At 69.9% G+C, this 16,708-nt stretch carries 17 protein-coding genes and 1 pseudogene; 7 read left to right on the top strand and 11 right to left on the bottom strand.

The window, feature by feature from the left end:
• A pseudogene (locus A3Q37_RS36960) lies at positions 1-189 on the top strand (hypothetical protein); the annotation flags it as partial.
• A gap of 40 nt (positions 190-229) precedes the next feature.
• On the opposite strand, the gene A3Q37_RS29815 reads toward A3Q37_RS36960, so the two are convergent.
• The 7 genes from A3Q37_RS29815 to A3Q37_RS29785 form a co-directional block, all read right to left on the bottom strand.
• Positions 230-703, bottom strand: a complete 474-nt coding sequence (locus tag A3Q37_RS29815; RefSeq protein WP_065489220.1) for a hypothetical protein — start codon at positions 701-703, stop codon at positions 230-232.
• Between the two features lie 115 nt (positions 704-818).
• Complete coding sequence (locus A3Q37_RS29810; RefSeq protein ID WP_065489241.1) at positions 819-1,502, bottom strand: uracil-DNA glycosylase; 684 nt, start codon at positions 1,500-1,502, stop codon at positions 819-821.
• A gap of 104 nt (positions 1,503-1,606) precedes the next feature.
• Positions 1,607-3,187, bottom strand: coding sequence for an ABC transporter substrate-binding protein (locus A3Q37_RS29805; protein WP_065489218.1), 1,581 nt, complete (start codon positions 3,185-3,187; stop codon positions 1,607-1,609).
• A gap of 118 nt (positions 3,188-3,305) precedes the next feature.
• Positions 3,306-4,061: an SDR family oxidoreductase gene (locus tag A3Q37_RS29800; RefSeq protein ID WP_065489216.1), complete on the bottom strand. Its 756-nt coding sequence runs from the start codon at positions 4,059-4,061 to the stop codon at positions 3,306-3,308.
• A gap of 20 nt (positions 4,062-4,081) precedes the next feature.
• A complete protein-coding gene (fabG, locus tag A3Q37_RS29795) occupies positions 4,082-4,843 on the bottom strand; it encodes a 3-oxoacyl-ACP reductase FabG (RefSeq protein WP_065489214.1) in 762 nt (253 codons plus the stop codon).
• Between the two features lie 238 nt (positions 4,844-5,081).
• Positions 5,082-5,465: a DUF3037 domain-containing protein gene (locus tag A3Q37_RS29790; RefSeq protein ID WP_065489213.1), complete on the bottom strand. Its 384-nt coding sequence runs from the start codon at positions 5,463-5,465 to the stop codon at positions 5,082-5,084.
• Positions 5,462-6,343 (bottom strand): HipA family kinase, encoded by an 882-nt coding sequence (locus A3Q37_RS29785; RefSeq protein WP_176711535.1) that lies wholly within the window; start codon positions 6,341-6,343, stop codon positions 5,462-5,464. The genes A3Q37_RS29790 and A3Q37_RS29785 overlap by 4 nt, the downstream gene beginning before the upstream one ends.
• Positions 6,344-6,624: 281 nt before the next feature.
• On the opposite strand from A3Q37_RS29785, the gene A3Q37_RS29780 reads away from it, so the two are divergent.
• Positions 6,625-7,968, top strand: coding sequence for a class II 3-deoxy-7-phosphoheptulonate synthase (locus A3Q37_RS29780; protein WP_065489212.1), 1,344 nt, complete (start codon positions 6,625-6,627; stop codon positions 7,966-7,968).
• Between the two features lie 20 nt (positions 7,969-7,988).
• Here A3Q37_RS29780 and A3Q37_RS38250 read toward each other — a convergent pair whose 3' ends face one another.
• Both A3Q37_RS38250 and A3Q37_RS29770 read right to left on the bottom strand, forming a co-directional pair.
• Positions 7,989-8,711, bottom strand: a complete 723-nt coding sequence (locus tag A3Q37_RS38250; protein WP_065489211.1) for a response regulator transcription factor — start codon at positions 8,709-8,711, stop codon at positions 7,989-7,991.
• A gap of 132 nt (positions 8,712-8,843) precedes the next feature.
• On the bottom strand, positions 8,844-9,572 hold the full coding sequence (locus A3Q37_RS29770; protein WP_065489209.1) for a response regulator transcription factor: 729 nt from the start codon (positions 9,570-9,572) through the stop codon (positions 8,844-8,846).
• A gap of 278 nt (positions 9,573-9,850) precedes the next feature.
• Here A3Q37_RS29770 and dhaL point away from each other — a divergent pair, with 278 nt between their 5' ends.
• The gene (dhaL, locus tag A3Q37_RS29765; RefSeq protein WP_369691475.1) at positions 9,851-10,558 is read left to right on the top strand and encodes a dihydroxyacetone kinase subunit DhaL; all 708 of its coding nucleotides are present in this window, start codon (positions 9,851-9,853) and stop codon (positions 10,556-10,558) included.
• Between the two features lie 56 nt (positions 10,559-10,614).
• On the opposite strand, the gene A3Q37_RS29760 is transcribed toward dhaL, so the two are convergent.
• On the bottom strand, positions 10,615-11,148 hold the full coding sequence (locus A3Q37_RS29760; protein ID WP_065489206.1) for an ABATE domain-containing protein: 534 nt from the start codon (positions 11,146-11,148) through the stop codon (positions 10,615-10,617).
• 99 nt (positions 11,149-11,247) lie between these two features.
• On the opposite strand from A3Q37_RS29760, the gene A3Q37_RS29755 reads away from it, so the two are divergent.
• Both A3Q37_RS29755 and gap read left to right on the top strand, forming a co-directional pair.
• Positions 11,248-12,153, top strand: a complete 906-nt coding sequence (locus tag A3Q37_RS29755; RefSeq protein WP_065489202.1) for a DMT family transporter — start codon at positions 11,248-11,250, stop codon at positions 12,151-12,153.
• A gap of 112 nt (positions 12,154-12,265) precedes the next feature.
• Complete coding sequence (gene gap, locus A3Q37_RS29750; RefSeq protein WP_065489200.1) at positions 12,266-13,270, top strand: type I glyceraldehyde-3-phosphate dehydrogenase; 1,005 nt, start codon at positions 12,266-12,268, stop codon at positions 13,268-13,270.
• 70 nt (positions 13,271-13,340) lie between these two features.
• Here the strand turns inward: gap and A3Q37_RS29745 are convergent, their stop codons facing one another.
• Positions 13,341-14,141: an IclR family transcriptional regulator gene (locus tag A3Q37_RS29745; protein WP_065489198.1), complete on the bottom strand. Its 801-nt coding sequence runs from the start codon at positions 14,139-14,141 to the stop codon at positions 13,341-13,343.
• Between the two features lie 119 nt (positions 14,142-14,260).
• Here A3Q37_RS29745 and A3Q37_RS29740 point away from each other — a divergent pair, with 119 nt between their 5' ends.
• Positions 14,261-15,475 (top strand): FAD-binding oxidoreductase, encoded by a 1,215-nt coding sequence (locus A3Q37_RS29740; RefSeq protein WP_065489195.1) that lies wholly within the window; start codon positions 14,261-14,263, stop codon positions 15,473-15,475.
• Between the two features lie 293 nt (positions 15,476-15,768).
• Positions 15,769-16,707, top strand: coding sequence for a TauD/TfdA family dioxygenase (locus A3Q37_RS29735; protein WP_218064576.1), 939 nt, complete (start codon positions 15,769-15,771; stop codon positions 16,705-16,707).
• Position 16,708: the final 1 nt, after the last annotated feature.

Genomic DNA, 16,708 nt, shown 5'->3' with positions numbered 1-16,708 from the left:
CCGCCCGAGCGCGCGGACCCGCCACGGCGGCGGGCGCCCGACCGGGTCCCGGGTGTCCCGCCCGTCACCGCGCCCGCCCTGCCACGCGTCCCCGGCGGCGGCGCGGACGTCTGTGCGCTCGGCCGGGGGTACGGCTGGCCCGCGGGCAGTCCGCAGGCCCGCATCTGCTCGGAGACGTACAGCCGCTGACGCTCCTGTCCCCCCGGGGGCCCTGAGGGGTCCCCGGGGGTCACTGCTCCCCCAAGCGGAGCTCCAGGCGGTCGATGGCGGCGCGGACCCCGCCGCCGTACCCGTCGTCCGCGAGCGATTCGGCCGCGGCGCGGGCCCGCTGGAGGTGGATGCGGGCGGATTCGGGGCGCTGGAGCTTGAGGTAGTCCGCCGCCAGGTTGAGGTGCAGCGAGGGGTAGAACGCCCGGACGGCCGGAAGGTCTGGGTGCTCCCCCGCCCGCCCACCGCCCGCCCCCTCGGCGGCCGTCAGGGCGCGCAGGTCCCAGGCCAGCTCGTCGCCGGGATCGTCCTGGGTGTCGGCCATGTAATGCGCGAGGGTGCAGCGGTGCAGGGCGTCGCCGTCCGCTCCGAGCTCCGACCAGAGCGCGCCGAAGCGGTTGCGGGCCTCCTCCCGGTCACCTCCGTGGAGCAGCATGATCGCCTGGCCGATCCTGGTCATGACGGCGTCCTCGGACGCCTCCTGCTGCTCCACCACTGCTCTCTCCTCGTCGCCCGTCCGACCGGTCGCCCCCGTCCGTCCGACGCTAACGCCGGGCTTGCGCGGAACCGGTCAGACACGGGCTCGGAGGCGGTCCCCGCCGGGGAACCCGTCAGCCGAGGTCGGGGATCCGCCAGTCGATCGGCTGGTGCCCCTGGGCGGCCACGGCCTCGTTGATCTGTGTGAAGGGGCGGGAGCCGAAGAACTTCTTGGCGGACAGCGGCGAGGGGTGCGCGCCCTTCACCACGACGTGACGCTCCTCGTCGATCAGGGGCAGCTTCTTCTGCGCGTAATTGCCCCAGAGCACGAAGACCGCCGGGTCGGGCCGATCGGCGACGGCGCGGATCACGGCGTCGGTGATCTTCTCCCAGCCCTTGTTCTTGTGGGAGTTGGCCTCACCGCCCCGGACGGTCAGCACGGCGTTGAGCAGGAGGACGCCCTGTTCGGCCCAGGGCATCAGATAGCCGTTGTCCGGGATGGGCAGGCCCAGCTCCTGCTGCATCTCCTTGTAGATGTTGCGCAGCGACGGGGGCGTCTTCACGCCGGGCCGCACGGAGAAGCAGAGCCCGTGCCCCTGGCCCTCGCCGTGATACGGGTCCTGGCCGAGGACGAGGACCTTCACCTTGTCGTACGGCGTGGCGTCCAGGGCGGCGAAGACCTGCTCGCGGGGCGGATACACGGGGCCCTTGGCCCGCTCCTCCTCGATGAAGTCCGCCAGCTCCTTGACGTACGGCTTCTGAAGTTCTTCGCCGAGGACGCCGCGCCAGGACTCGGGCAGCAGGTCGATATCGGTCACGTCCACAACCTCCGGTGAGCAACAGGTTCTTGATCCCAGAACCTACCGGTCGCCACTGACAACGGGCCCCCGAGGAGGCCCGTCGTCCCTTCACCGCGAGGCCGCTACCAGCTGGCCTTGCGGTACAGCTCCCACATCTGCATGACGGTCTGCGGGTCGAGTGCCCGCTCGCCGCCGCCGATGTCCTCGCCCGCGGCGACGTACAGCTTGCCCTGCCACAGCGGCAGCAGGCGGACGTCGTCGACGAGGATCTCCTGGGCCCGCTCGAACTGCTTGCTGACCGCGCCCCGGTCGCTCTCCTGCCGCGAGGCGGGAAGGAGCTGCTGGGTGATCTCCTTGTTGATGTACGGGCTGCCGGTGACGGGCTCCTGGCCCACGAACGGGGCGACGAAGTTGTCGGGGTCCGGGAAGTCGGGGAACCAGCCTCGGCCGAAGACCGGGTACGAGCCCTTGTTGAACCCTTCCTGGAACTTCTGCCAGGGCTCGCCCCGCAGCGTGATCTTGAACAGTCCGGAGGCCTCCAGCTGCCGCTTGAGCTCCTCGAACTCGGGCTCCGTGGCGGAGCCGTAGCGGTCGGTGGTGAACCAGAAGGTCATCTTCACGGGCTCGGTGATGCCGGCCCCGGAGAGGATGCTCTTCGCCTTGGCCACATCCGGGTCACCATAGGTGTCGAAGAAGCTCGTGGTGTGTCCGGCGATGCCCTTGGGGATCATGGAGTAGAGGGGCTCGGCGGTGCCCCGGTAGACCTTCTCGACCAGCGCGTCGCGGTCGACAACATGGGCGATGGCCTTGCGGACGGCGGGGTTCGCGGCGGCCGGGTCCTTCGGGTTGAAGACCAGGAAGCGGATGTCCGCGCCGGTGCTCTCGACGATCTGGAGGCCGGCGTTGTCGTCCTTGTTGTCCTCCAGGCTGACGACCTCCTCGGCGGTCAGACCCCGGTAGGTGGCGTCGATCTCGTCGGCCTTGAGCGCGCTCACCATGTCGGCGGACTTCTCGAAGTAGCGGATGGTGACCGCGTTGTTCTTCCGGTTGGCGAAGCCCTTGTAGTCCGGGTTCTTCTTCAGCTCGGCGGTCTTGCCGGCCTCGTAGGACTCCAGGAGGTACGGGCCGGAGCCGGTGACCTTGCCGTCCTCGCGGATCTTGTCCTGGCGGTAGTCGCCGGGGGCGACGAGCGACATGGCGGGGGTGGCCAGGACGAACGGGAACGTGGCGTCGGACTTGTTCAGGTGGAAGACGACCGTGTCGTCGCCCTTGGTCTCGATGCGGTCGAGCGAGCCGAGCATCCCGGCCGGGCCGCCCTTGAAGTGGATGTCCACGATGCGGTCGATGGAGTACTTCACGGCCTCGGCGTCGAGCTTCTCGCCGTTGGAGAACTTGAGGTTCTTCTTGAGCGTGCAGCGGTACGCCATGCTCGTCGCGTCGGTGAACTTGCAGGAGTCCGCCGCGTCCGGCTCCGGGCTCGTGCTGCCGGTGGGGAAGCTCACCAGGGTCTGGTAAACGTTCCGCATCAATTCCCAGGAACCGTCCCAGGCCGCCGCCGGATCGAGCGTGGACGGGGAGCTGGTCGTCCCGACGGTTATCTTCTGGTCCTTTTCCGATCCGCTGTCGGAAAGGAGACCGCAGCCGGCCAGCAGAGAAAGGGAAGCTAGGGCTGCAGCAGCCTGCAGACTGGCCCGGTAGAACACGTGCACGCTCCTCGATCAGCCATGGGTCGGCAGACCATACCGCAGCGCCCCACCAGGTCAATCCGCTGGCCCGGCGGGGCACTTGTTTCAATCAGGGCCAAATCGGGCCAGGCTGCTCTCAGCCAACGCCCGCGTTGAGGAAAATTCCTCCGTCGACCACGAGGGTCTGTCCGGTGATCCAGTCGGACTGCGCGGAGGTCAGGAAGGCCGCCGCACCTCCGATGTCCTCGGGCACGCCGAGCCGGCCCAGCGGGTAGGCGGCGGCCGCCTCCGCTTCGCGGCCCTCATAGAGCGCCTCGGCGAACTTCGTCTTGACCACGGCCGGGGCGATCGCGTTGACCCGGACGACCGGGGCGAACTCGTGCGCCAGCTGGGCGGTCAGGTTGATCATGGCCGCCTTCGACATCCCGTACGCGCCGATGAACGGCGAGGGGGCGACGCCGGCGACGGAGGCGATGTTGACGATCGCCCCGCCGTTCTCCTTCTGCCAGGCCTTCCAGGTCTGCTGGGCGAAGCCGAGCGCCGAGATCACATTGGTCTCGTAGACCTTGCGGGCCACATTGAGGTCGAGCTCGGCCATGGGGCCGAAGACCGGGTTGGTCCCCGCGTTGTTCACCAGGTAGTCGACCCGGCCGAACGCCTCCATGGTCCGCTCGACCGCCGCCGCCTGGTGGGCCTCGTCGTGCGCCTTGCCGGGGATCGCGATGACCCGGTCGGCGCCGAGCCGCTCCACGGCCTCCTTGAGGGCGTCCTCGCCCCGCCCGGTGATGGCGACCCGGTCGCCGCGGGCGACGAGCGCCTCGGCGATCCCGTAGCCGATACCCCGGCTGGCGCCCGTGACGAGGGCGACCTTTCCGCTGTCCTGCACCGTCATGATGTCCGCTGCCCTTCGGATCAGTTGAGGGGTCCGCCGGCCACGTACATGACCTGGCCGGAGACGAAGCCCGCGTCGTCGCCCGCGAAGAAGGCGATGGCGTTCGCGACGTCCTCGGGACGACCGACGCGCTGGACCGGGATCTGGGTGGCGGCCGCCGCCTGGAACTCCTCGAAGCCCATGCCGACGCGCTCGGCGGTCTGCGCGGTCATCTCGGTGACGATGAAGCCGGGCGCGACGGCGTTGGCGGTGACGCCGAACTTGCCGAGCTCCTTGGCGAGCGTCTTGGTGAGGCCCTGGAGCCCCGCCTTGACCGCGGAGTAGTTGGCCTGGCCCCGGTTGCCGAGGGCCGAGGAGGAGGAGAGCGAGACGATCCGGCCGAACTTGGCCTCGACCATGTGGGCCTGGACGGCCTTGGCCATCAGGAACGCGCCCTTGAGGTGCACGTTCATCACGATGTCCCAGTCGGACTCGCTCATCTTGAACAGCAGGTTGTCGCGGAGCACGCCCGCGTTGTTCACGAGGATCGTCGGCGCGCCCAGCTCGGCGGCGACCCGCGCGACGGCGGCTTCCACCTGACCGGCGTCCGACACGTCGCAGCCGACGGCCAGCGCGGTGCCGCCGGCGGCGGTGATCTTCTCGACCGTGTCCTTGCAGGCCGACTCGTCGAGATCGAGTACGGCGACGGCGCGGCCCTCGGCCGCGAGGCGGACGGCGGTGGCGGCGCCGATGCCCCGCGCCGCTCCCGTCACGATGGCGACGCGCTGCTCGGTGGTGGACATGCTTGGTTCTCCTCGCCCTTGGATAGCGGCTCAGCGGGCATCGGGGCGCTTCCCCGCCAGTCCCTGACACTCCCTGGCGGAAAGACCCCGACGACTGAGCAACCGCTTAGTACCTTCAGCAGTCGAGACGCTAGAAGCCCTGGCACCCGGTGTCAACGGCGCACGCCCCGGCGGGCCGTACGTCACACCGGGCGGGAGCGCCCGCCGCCGTGCCGTCGCGGTCCCGCCGGGGCGCGGATCAGCGCACGAGGAGGTCGAGCAGCCGTTCCACCTCACCGGCCGGGTCGGTGGTCAGCCCGCTGTGCACCGCACCGGGCTGGACGACCGTGGAGCGCGGGGCGATCAGCCAGCGGAACCGGCGTCCGGCGTCGTCGCCCGCCGCCTGGCCGGCCTCCGCACCGCCGCCGCAGACCCCTTCGACGGCGCGCAGGGCGGCCCGCACCCCGACGACGTCGGCGTCCGGGTCCAGCGCCTTGAGCTTCGCCTCGTCGAGGTGGGTCCGGGCGGCCACGAACGAGTGGGCCCGGCAGTAGACGAGCACTCCGGCGTTGAAGCACTCCCCCCGCTCGACGCGGGGCACGACGCGCAGGAGCGCGTACTCGAAGACATCGCGCCGGGTCATCGGCCGCCCTCCTCGCCGGTACGGGTGACGGCCGCGGCGCGGTCGTCACCCGCGGCCTGCTTCCGCCGGGGCGGCAGCCGGTCGGTGAGCCAGCCCGGGGCCTGCGAGGGCCGGGTCGCGGTGGGCGCGTCCAGCGTGATCCGCTCGTGGATGGTCGCGGCCCGCGCGAGCAGCGGGGCGACGTAGGCCCGGCGCACCTCGTCGGCGGAGCCGAAGCCGGGCTCGTCGGCCAGCCAGACGTCCGGTACGTCGGCGGCCACCTCGGTGAGCAGTTCCTCGGTGACCAGCGGGGCGAGCTCGGCGGCCGCGGCCGCGATGTCCGGTCCGAAGGGGGCCAGGACGTGGTCGGAGGCGTTGTACGGCTTGGCGGCGGAGGCCTGGGCGCCCGGCCAGTTGTGGTGCCAGATCATGGTCGCGCCGTGGTCGATGAGCCAGAGGTCGCCGTGCCAGACGAGCAGGTTGGGGTTGCGCCAGGAGCGGTCCACGTTGTTGATCAGCGCGTCGAACCAGACGATCCGCCCGGCCTCGGCCGCCCCGACCTCGTAGGCGAGCGGGTCGAACCCGAACGAGCCCGGCAGGTAGTCCATGCCGAGGTTCAGGCCGCCGCTCGCCTTGAGCAGCTCCTGCACCTCCTGGTCCGGCTCGGCCAGTCCGATGACCGGGTCCAGCTCGATGGTCACCAGCTCCGGCACCCGCAGCCCGAGCCGGCGGCCCAGCTCGCCGCAGATGACCTCGGCGACAAGCGTCTTGCGGCCCTGTCCGGCTCCGGTGAACTTCATGACGTACGTGCCGAGGTCGTCGGCCTCGACGATCCCGGGGAGCGAGCCGCCCTCACGCAGAGGCGTGACGTAACGGGTCGCTACGACCTCTTCCAGCACTTTCCCAGGCCATCCAATCTCTTCGACCGTGCCTTCCACGGACAACGTCTCCGAGGCCAGAGGCAGGAAGTGAGCATAGTAACCGGGGGTGAGCGGCGGCGAGGCGAGAAGTGTCCGGGCCGCCGCGCCGGGACGTAACCCCTCCCCCATAAGCGCAGGGAAAACTCGTCCGTGCGCCGATGCGGGTACTACGCGGCCGCTGCTTGGATCGGCCTGTCAACCGCGATCCTGTTGGTTCCGAGGAAGGAAGTGGCGGTAGTCGTCTGCCGCACATTCCGAACATGACGAAAAATGAAACTGTCCGCGATTCCTGGCGTGCCAAACCCGCCGCCCAGCAGCCTTCTTGGCCGGACCCCGAGGCCCTGACCTCCGTTCTCACCGATCTGTCGACCGCGGTCCCGCTGGTCTTCGCGGGCGAGTGCGACCAGTTGCGTACGCGTATGGCAGCCGTCGCGAGGGGGGAGGCATTTCTCCTCCAGGGCGGCGACTGCGCGGAGAGTTTCGCCGCCGTCTCGGCCGACAACATACGCAACACGCTCAAGACGATTCTCCAGATGGCCGTGGTGCTGACCTATGCGGGATCGGTGCCCGTGGTCAAGGTCGGCCGGATAGGCGGCCAGTATTCCAAGCCGCGGTCCCAGGACACCGAGACCCGGGACGGGGTGACTCTTCCGGTCTACCGCGGCGATTCGGTCAACGGCCCGGATTTCACCGCAGCTTCCCGCACGCCCGACCCCGAGCGGCTGCGGCGCATGTACAACGCGTCCGCCGCCACGCTGAACCTCGTGCGCGCCTTCACCGCCGGCGGATACGCGGCACTGGACCAGGTCCATGCCTGGAATCAGGACTTCGTCGCGCTGTCCGCCAGCGGCGAGCGCTATGAGCGGCTGGCCCGGGAGATCGACCGGGCCCTGGCCTTCATGAAGGCGTGCGGGGCGCATCCCGACGCCCTGGACGACGTCGAGTTCTACGCCAGCCACGAGGCCCTGATCCTCGACTACGAGGCCGCTCTGACCCGGGTGGACTCGCGCGGCGGCGACCTCTACGACACCTCCGCCCATATGCTCTGGATCGGCGAGCGCACCCGCCAACTCGACGGAGCGCACGTCGCGTTCGCCTCGACGGTACGCAACCCCATCGCGGTGAAGCTCGGCCCCGGCGTGGCGGCGGACGAGGTCCTCGCGCTGATCGACAAGCTCGATCCGGACCGCGAGCCGGGCCGGCTCAGCTTCATCACCAGGATGGGCGCGGAGAAGGTCCGCGACGCGCTGCCCCCTCTCGTGGAGAAGGTCACCGCGAGCGGCGCCCAGGTCGCCTGGATCTGCGACCCGATGCACGGCAACACCTTCAAGACCTCCAACGGGTACAAGACGCGCAGCCTCGACGCGATGATGGACGAGGTCAGAGGCTTCTTCGAGACCCACCGCTCGCTGGGCACCCATCCGGGCGGCATCCACGTGGAGTTGACCGGCAGCGATGTGACCGAGTGCGTGGGCGGTGGCGACGAGGTGCACGTCGACCAGCTCCCCCTGCGCTACGAGACGGTCTGCGACCCCCGGCTCAATCGCCGTCAGTCGCTGGACCTGGCCTTCCTCGTGGCGGAGATGTACCGGGGAGAGCGGTGACACCGGCCCGGGACGCGGACTCACCCCGAGGGTGACTCCGCGTCCCGGGCCATGAACTCCCGTACGGCCAGGACGGCCTGGACCCGGTTGCGGGCGCCGAGCTTGGTCAGGGCGTTGGACACATGGCTCTTCACCGTGGTCGGCGAGATCAGCAGCTGGTCGGCCACCTCGGACGTGGTCCGGCTCTCGGCGAGCAGCCACAGGACCTGGCGTTCCCGCGGGGACAGCGACGCGACCAGCCGGGTCATGGGCGGCTCGCCGGGCCGTTCCCGGGTCGCCGACGCGTCCCATCCCGCCTCGCGTCGCATCATGCGCCGGTGGATCTGCGGCGAGATCACCGAGAGTCCGGCGTGCACGGCCCGGACCGCTCCCACCAGGTTCGGCATCGCGGCCTCCTTCAGCAGGCACCCCGTGACGCCCGCGGCCAGCGCGGAGTCCAGCAGCCGGCCGGACCAGCTGCTGCTGACGAGCAGGACGCGTGTGCCGTGACGCGCGGTCAGTTCGGCGACGAACGCGGGGATGTCCTGGCCGGAGCCGATGGAGACGATGACGGCCTCCGCGTGTGCGGCCATGCCGACCGCGTCGTCGTCCTCCGGGTCGTCCGCGGAGACGACCTCCAGCTGGTCGTCACGTTCGAGGATCGCGGTCAGGACGTGGCGCGATATCGGATCCTGTTCGATCAGCAGGACCCTCGTCCTGAGTCCGGTGCTGCGTTCACGCTCGATCAACTCGATGCCAGGCATGGCGGCCTCCCCCTAGGTCGTACTGCCAGGGGTGCCGCCCCTGGCAGAGCTCGAGCACGCTGCGATCATCCATGCCCGGCCGGACCCCGTCATCCGCCGATGGACGAGGAGGGGGAGGCGCGCTGTTCGCCGTCAGCCGGCCAGGGCGGAGCGGGGGCAGCCCAGCACCGTCTCAGCGGCGCGTTCGCACGAGCGCTGGAACAGCAGGACGGCTTCCAGGCGGTTGCGGGCGCCCAGCTTGGTCAGGACGTGGGAGACATGGCTCTTGACCGTGGCGGGGGAGACGCGCAGCCGGGCCGCGGTCTCGGCTGTCGACATGCCCTCGGCCAGATTCCGCAGCACCTCCTGCTCACGGGAGGTGAGCGTGGGCAGCAGCTCCTCGGCCCCGTCGGCCTGGCAGCCCGAAGGGACGGGCGGCCGCTGCACGTAGAGGGCGCGCAACTCCGGGGAGAGGACGGTGTGTCCGGAGGCGACCGCACGGACGGCGGCCGCGACTCCGGCCGGCCCGAGGTCCTTCGCCAGGCAGCCGGTGGCGCCGGCCGCGAAGGCGGCGTCGAGACGGTACTTGTTCCAGCCGGTGCCGATGAGCAGTACGCGCACCTCGCGCGAGGCCAGGAGCCGGACCCGGTCCATGGTGTTCTCGTGCGGGGCGGACACCAGCACCACCACATCGGCCCCGCCCAAGGGCCACTGGTGCAGGGGCTGTTGGCTGCTGATGGCGGCCGCCACATCGAGGTGCGCCGATCTGCGCAGGACACGGGTGAGGACATGGCGCGATGCCGGGTCGCCGTCCGCCACCAGGACCCGCACCTTTTCGTCGGTGGGCCGGCCGGCACCGAAGAGATCACGCTCCAGAGACATGGGTACGCCCTTCGCGAGGATGCTCGGTTGACGGACGGGAGCCTAGTTCTCGGAATCGCGTTCAGCAATGCTGAATGGAGTTCAGATCACATGCAGGCTCGCACCTCACATGCCAGCTTTTCCGGAAATCCTGGCTGAAAACTGTCGGAGAGCGCCCGGATCCAATCCCTGAAGGCCGTTTGGCTTTCTCTTTACTCAACGGCCCGTTGTTCGCGCCGGAGTGACGCACTAGAGTAAATGACCGGTCTGATTCCGGCCATTCACATGAGCATCCTGCGGTGTCGCTTGACAATGTGGTCGAGGGGCGGCGTTCCCCCACCACCGTCGCAAGTGAAGGAAACCGTGTGGACAGAGCGCTTGCTCAATCCTGGCTTCTGGCTTTCGAAGAGGCTGCCCTTGCAGAGAAAGACCATCTGACCACCCTGGACTCCGCGATAGGCGACGGGGATCACGGAGTCAACCTCCACAGAGGGCTCTCCCGCGTTCGCAGATGGCTGGAATCGGGCGAAATACCGGATTCTCCCGGCGAAGTGCTGCGGGAATCGGGAGCGCTGATCAGAGCTCATGTCGGAGGGGCCTCCGGAGTGCTGTACGGCGGCGCCTTCTCCGCGATGGGAACCGCACTGCCGGCGGCCAGGGCCGACGCCGCGCAGTTCGGGGACGCGCTCACGGCCGGGCTCGACGCGATCGTCCGGCTGGGCGCCGCGGCGCCGGGCGACAAGACGATGGTGGACGCCTTCATCCCGGCGCTGACGGCCTTCCGTACCGTCCGGGCCGGGGATCTCGGCGCGGCGGCGTCGGCAGCGGCGCCGGCCGCGGCGGCCGGCGCCTGGTCCACGATCCCGATGCAGGCACGCAAGGGGCGGGCGTCCTACCTCGGGCATCGCAGCGTCGGGCACATGGACCCGGGCGCCGCGTCCACCACGCTCCTCTTCCGGTCGCTGGCCCGGGTGGCGGCCCCGGCTTCCGCCAGGACCTCCCGGTGAAGCCGGCGCGCGTACGGGAAGACGGCCCGCGCGCCCGACGGCTCCACCGGGACCGGTCAGGCGTGGCGCGCGCGGTACATGGCCGCCTTGGCCCGATTGCCGCACCGGGTCATGTCGCACCACCGGCGCGAGCCGCGGTGCGAGCGGTCGACGTAGAGGCGTGTGCAGCGCGGCGCGGAGCACTCCTTCACGGGGTGGGCCGACTGGAGGAGCAGTTCCACGGCGTCCCGGGCCACCGCTGAGAGAGCGGCGTCGACCTCGCCGTGGCGCTTCACCGCGCCGTCCGGCAGGAGTTCGACGCGGGCCGGATTGGGGGCCGCGGCGAGGTTCACCACGGCGCAGTCCTCCGGGGCGTACGGAGAGCCGGAGGTCGAGGCGAGGAACAGGCGGTAGACGGCTTCCCGCAGATCCACCGCCGCTTCCAGGTCGGCGTGCGTCGCCGCCGGCGGGTCGTCGAGGACCCCCGAGGCGGCGCACCAGGCGGACAGATCGGCCGATGTGGTCAGGAGGTCCAGCGGGGCATCGCGTCGGGCCTGCACCGTTCCGACGAAGTCAAGGGCCACGCTGCCGCTGACAAATGCGAAGTTCATGCCGTCAGGGTAACCACATTGACTGGTTGATCCAAGGCTCGGTAGGGTTCCGGCGAACCTGTCTGTACGGTTACTTTTCCCGTGGGAGGCGTCTCCGCCATGCAACGCGACGATCTCAAGACTGCTCCGGCGGAGCAGCCCACCGCCGCCCCGCCGCCGCCCTGGGCCACAGCGGCGGTCCCGGCCGTCTTCGTGGTCCTGTGGAGCAGTGCGTTCATCGCGGCCGTGCTCGGCACCGACGCGGCACCGCCCCTCCTGCTGACGTTCGCCCGCTTCGCGATCGCCGGCGTCCTGCTCGCGGTGATCGCCGGGGTGAGCGGATCGCCCTGGCCCCGGGGGCGGCTGCTCCTGCATGTCGTCGTCGTCGGCCTGCTGATGCAGGCGGTGCAGTTCGGCGCCTTCTACACGGCGATCGGCGCGGGACTGCCCGGGGGCGTCGTGGCGCTGATCCAGGGGTTCAACCCCGTGCTGATCGCCCTGCTGGCCGGGATGTTCCTGGGCGAGAAGATCACCGGGCGGCAGTGGCTGGGTTTCGTCATCGGTGGCGCCGGGGTGCTGCTCGCGGTCGGCGGAGCGCTGCACTTCTCCGTCAGCGCGATCGTGCTGTCCTTCATCGGACTCCTCGGGCTGAGCGTGGGCACCGTCTATCAGAAGCGGTTCACCCCGGGAGCGGATGTCCGCAGCAGTACGGCCGTGCACTTCCTCGCCAGCGCCCCGGTGATGGGAATCCTGACCCTGACGCTGGAGGATCCCGAGGTCACCGACTGGGGCGCGTTCGGCGGATCGCTGGCCTGGATCGTCCTCATCAATTCCGTGGGGACGTTCCTGCTGCTCAATTTCATGCTCAAGAAGCAGGCCGCGAACCGGGTGGGCACGCTCTTCTTCCTCACCCCCGCCGTCACCGCCCTGCTCGCCTGGCTGATCATCGGCCAGACGCTCAACCTTTCCGCGATCTTCGGGCTGGTTCTCGGTGGTGTCGGAGTTCTGCTCGCGGCACGCAAATAGAACCGGCCGCTTCTCCGGATCCGGCTGCTTCCCGGAATTCTGTCTCGATTTCGATTCCCGCACGATGCGTCCGGTCATGACGCATTCGGCCACAGAGAGAAAAGAGAAAGACATGAGCACCAAGGTCGCCATCAACGGGTTCGGCCGCATCGGCCGCGGATTCCTGCGAGCCGCGCTCACCGGGGGAACCGACCTCGACGTGGTGGCGGTGAACGACCTCACGGACGCGGCGACGCTCGCGCATCTGCTCTCCTACGACAGCACCATGGGCCGGCTCGACGCCCAGGTCGAGGCCGACGGCGACTCCCTGGTCATCGACGGCCGGAAGATCGCGGTCCACGCGGAGCGCGACCCGGGCAAGCTGCCCTGGGACGAGCTGGGCGTCGACGTCGTGGTCGAGTCGACCGGCATCTTCACCGACGGCACCAAGGCCAGGGCGCACATCGAGGCCGGCGCGCGGAAGGTCCTCATCTCGGCCCCCGCGACGAACGAGGACATCACCCTCGCGTACGGCATCAACCACCAGGACTACGACCCGGCGACCCACCACATCGTCTCCAACGCCTCGTGCACCACGAACTGCCTGGCGCCTCTCGCCAAGGTGCTGCACGAGGGAGTCGGCCTGGAACACGGCCTGATGACCACCGTGCACGCGTACACGCAGGACCAGAACCTCCAGGACGGGCCGCACAAGGACCCGCGGCGGGCCCGTTCGGCCGCCCTCAACATCGTGCCCACGTCGACCGGTGCGGCCAAGGCCATCGGCGCCGTGCTGCCCGAGCTGAACGGCAGGCTGGCCGGTCTGTCCCTGCGCGTGCCGGTCCCGGTCGGGTCGCTGACCGACCTGTCGGCGTACACCTCCCGGCCGACGACCGTCGAAGAGATCAACGGGCTGTTCGCCGACGCGGCGGCCGGTCCGCTGGCCGGCGTCCTGCGCCACACGGACGCCCCCCTGGTCTCCACCGACATCGTCGGCGACCCCGCGTCCTGCATCTTCGACTCGAAGCTGACGACGGTCACCGGCGACGGACGCCACGTCAAGATCTTCGGCTGGTACGACAACGAGTCCGGCTTCTCGCACCGGCTGGTCGACGTCGCACGCCTGCTGGGTTCCTGAGGCACGGATCGTGCGGGCAGCGCCCCGCCCCGCGACGGCGTCAAGTCGTCCCGGGGCGGGGCGTTTCGCCCTACGGAACCGGCGGGGCGGAGTTCTCGGGCCGGGCCTGCCAGGCGACGCCCCGGCCCGCTCCGAGTTCGCGGGAGAGCAGTGTCGCGACCTCGCGCACGGCCACCGCGTACTGCTGACGGTCGTCCGCCAGCAGCCGTTCGACCGGGCCGACGATGCCGATGGCGCCCGCCAGATACCCGTGCCGCTCGAACACCGGTGAGGCGATCGCGGCTTCGCCCAGCACGCTTTCCTGGTCCTCCTGGGCGTAGCCGACCCGGCGCACCTCTTCCAGCTGGGCCGAGAGCGTGCCGGGGTCCGCCACGCTCTGTCCGGTCAGCCTGGCCAACTCGCCCTGGAGCAGGGCTTCCTGCTCCTGCTGCGGCAGAAAGGCCACGATCGCCTTGCCGAGCGCGCAGGTGTTCCAGGGAATGCTGGCGCCGAGTTCCAGGATCTGTACGCCGCTCCCCCGCCGGAGCACGTGATGTACGACGAGGACGTACCGGTCGTTGTCCAGTACGGCGACCCAGACCGCTTCGCCGGTGCGTTCGGCGAGGGCGTCGGCCCAGGGAAGGGTGCGCGACCGGAGTTCCTGGGTCTCCAGGTACGCGTTGCCGAGGCGGAGCAGGCCGGAGCCGAGGAGATACTTGTTGGTCTCCCTTTCCTGGCGTACCAGCCCCTCCGCTTCCAGCGTGCGCAGCAGCGCGTGCACGGTCGGTTTGGATACCCCGATCCGAGCGGCGAGTTCCGTGACACCCAGACGAGGACCGGCGGTGGCCAGCTCTCGTAGAATGTGCACCGCACGCTGAACAGATTGCACCATTGCTTCACTCGCAATCGGTATTGCCGAACAATGTTCGCGAAACATAGCATCACTGCCGCCAAAATTGATCCACGCCCGCACGGCGGGTATATCGAAGTGGATACCGAGGACGGAGAGCCATGGCTACGGAAGAGATCCTGGTCGTCGGGGCCGGAGTGGTGGGGGCCTCGGTGGCCCATCACCTCGCCGAGCTGGGACACGGCCGGGTGACGGTGCTGGACGCCCGTGACCGGGCGACCCTGCCCGGATCCACGGGGCTCGCACCCGGGTTCGTCGGTCAGCTCAGCGCCACCGGGGAACTGGCCGTGCTGGCGAAGGACAGCGTCGCCACCTACCTGGAGCTCTCGCGGACCGCGCCCGCACCGGTCTTCCGGCAGGTCGGCTGCCTGGAGATCGCGACCAACTCCGACCGCCTGGAGCAGTCCCACCGCGACGTCGAACACGGCCGGGCCCTCGGCATCGAGGCGCGGGTCATCGGCGCGGCCGAAGCCGCCGCGCTGGCACCGGAGTTGGTCGACGCGGAGAAGGCCCTGGGGGCGCTGTACATCCCGGCCGACGGAGCCGCCGATCCGGCGGCGCTCACCCACGCCCTGGTCGACTCCGCCGAGCGCGGCGGAGTCCGCTTCCGCTGGAACACGGCGGTGCGCGGGCTGGAGGTCGAGCGCGGCGCGGTCATCGGCGTCCGGGCGGGCGAGGACGCCCGGCTGATCCCGGCCGACCGGGTCGTGCTCGCCACCGGCATCTGGGGCCCGGTCCTGGCGGCGCAGGCGGGGGTACGGCTCCCCATGGTCGACGTCCAGCACCCCTATGTGTTCACCGCCGAACTGCCCGGGCTCGACGACACCCCGCTGGACACCCCGATCGTCCGCTACCCGGACCAGGCGGTCTACACCCGCCGCCACGGCCGCCGGTACGGACTGGGCAGCTACGCCCACACCGCACTGCCGCTCACCCCGGGCCCGGAGCTCACCTCCGCCGAACTCCCCTTCCCCGATGCGGAGTTCGGCACGGCGATCGAGGAGGCGCTCGCCCTGGTGCCGGCCTTCCGGCAGGCGCCCCGGGGGCGCAGGCTCAACGGTGTCTTCGCTCTCACCCCCGACGAACTGCCCCTCGTGGGACCGGCCGCCGGGGTGCCCGGTCTGTGGTTCGCGGAGGCCTCCTGGGTCACCCACGCCGGCGGGGTGGGCCGGCAGCTCGCGAACATGCTGCTGGGCACCGGCGACGCCCTTCTCGACCCCGACCGTCTTTCCCCCGGCCGCTTCGACTCCTGGAGCGACGAGAAGATCCACGAGACCGCCCTCGGCCACTACCGGGGCATCTACGACGCCCACTGACACCGGCAGCCCACTGACACCCGCCCCCGAGCGGGGACATGACGGAGAAGGCGCGGACCACCCCGGCGGGGTGGTCCGCGCCTTCTCCGTCATGTCCCCGGGCCACCCGCCCCCGTACGCACATCCTCCATAGGTGGAGGCCGGTCTCGACCGTCAGCCGATGTGGGGAATGCGGCAGGTTGCTTGAATAACCGTGCCCCATCAAGCGATTCCGGGAGTCGGTTTTGGAAGCCCTGCTCGTTCTGACGGACAGTGAACGCTCACAGCTCATCGAAAGGCTGGAAACCGTCGAGGTGAGTCCCTACGAGGACTATCTCGCATTCAGTGACCGCGTCTCCAAGCTCGTGATCGACGGTGGAGTACCCGAAAGGCTGCTCCGCGCGGCCGACCAAATCAGGGAGGAACGTTCCTCGGGCGTTTCGGAGGCGCATGTCCTGCGGAACTGCCCGGTCGACGAAGACCTTCCGGAAATCGGCAACGAGGACCCCTCCGCCGAGAAGAAGAGCCGGAAGGTCACGTTCATCGGCGAGGGATTCCTGGAGCTGCTGGCCCAGATCACCCGGACCCCGCTGCTCTCCTACGCGAACCGGTTCGGCGGGGACTTCTTCATCGACGTCGTCGCCATCAACAAGTACCTGGGACAGCAGACGGGTTACAACGGCGGCGAGGTCGTGTTCCACAACGACCGCACGGCCCACCCCGTCCGGGCCGACTACATCACGCTGCTGGGCATGCGCTGCCCGCCCGACGACCTGGTCTACACCGGCTTCGTCGCCGGCCGGCGGCTCCTGGCCGAGCTGTCGCCCGAGACCCAGCAGGTGCTCCGCGAGCCCTACTTCGTCACCCCGTTCGACGTGGTCTCCCGGGACGCCAACACCGAACTCGACAGCACGCCGTCCCATCCGATCCTCAGCGGGGTCTCCTCGCTGCGCTACCTCGACACCCACACCACAGCCGCCGGTGACGCGCCCGTCGAGGCCAAGGACGCCCTGCTGGCGCTGAAGAACGCGCTGACCCGGGTGCCCAAGCAGCGGCACCGCATGCAGCAGGGCGACGTGCTCACGTTCGCCAACCAGAGCGCCCTGCACAACCGGGAGCAGATCGAGATCCAGGACTCCACGCGTGCGCTCGGCCGGTGGCTGCTCAAGACCTACGCCTTCTCCGACCGGGCCGCCGCCGACGCGCACCGGGACGCCTGGATCGACGGCATCCCCGGCAAGGTCGGCGACTGAA

Origin of the sequence: Streptomyces sp. PTY087I2 (assembly GCF_001687325.1) — a bacterium.
Lineage (GTDB): Bacteria > Actinomycetota > Actinomycetes > Streptomycetales > Streptomycetaceae > Streptomyces.
The sequence above is the reverse complement of the archived record's forward strand: the minus strand, read 5'-3'. Positions and strand labels throughout refer to the sequence as shown.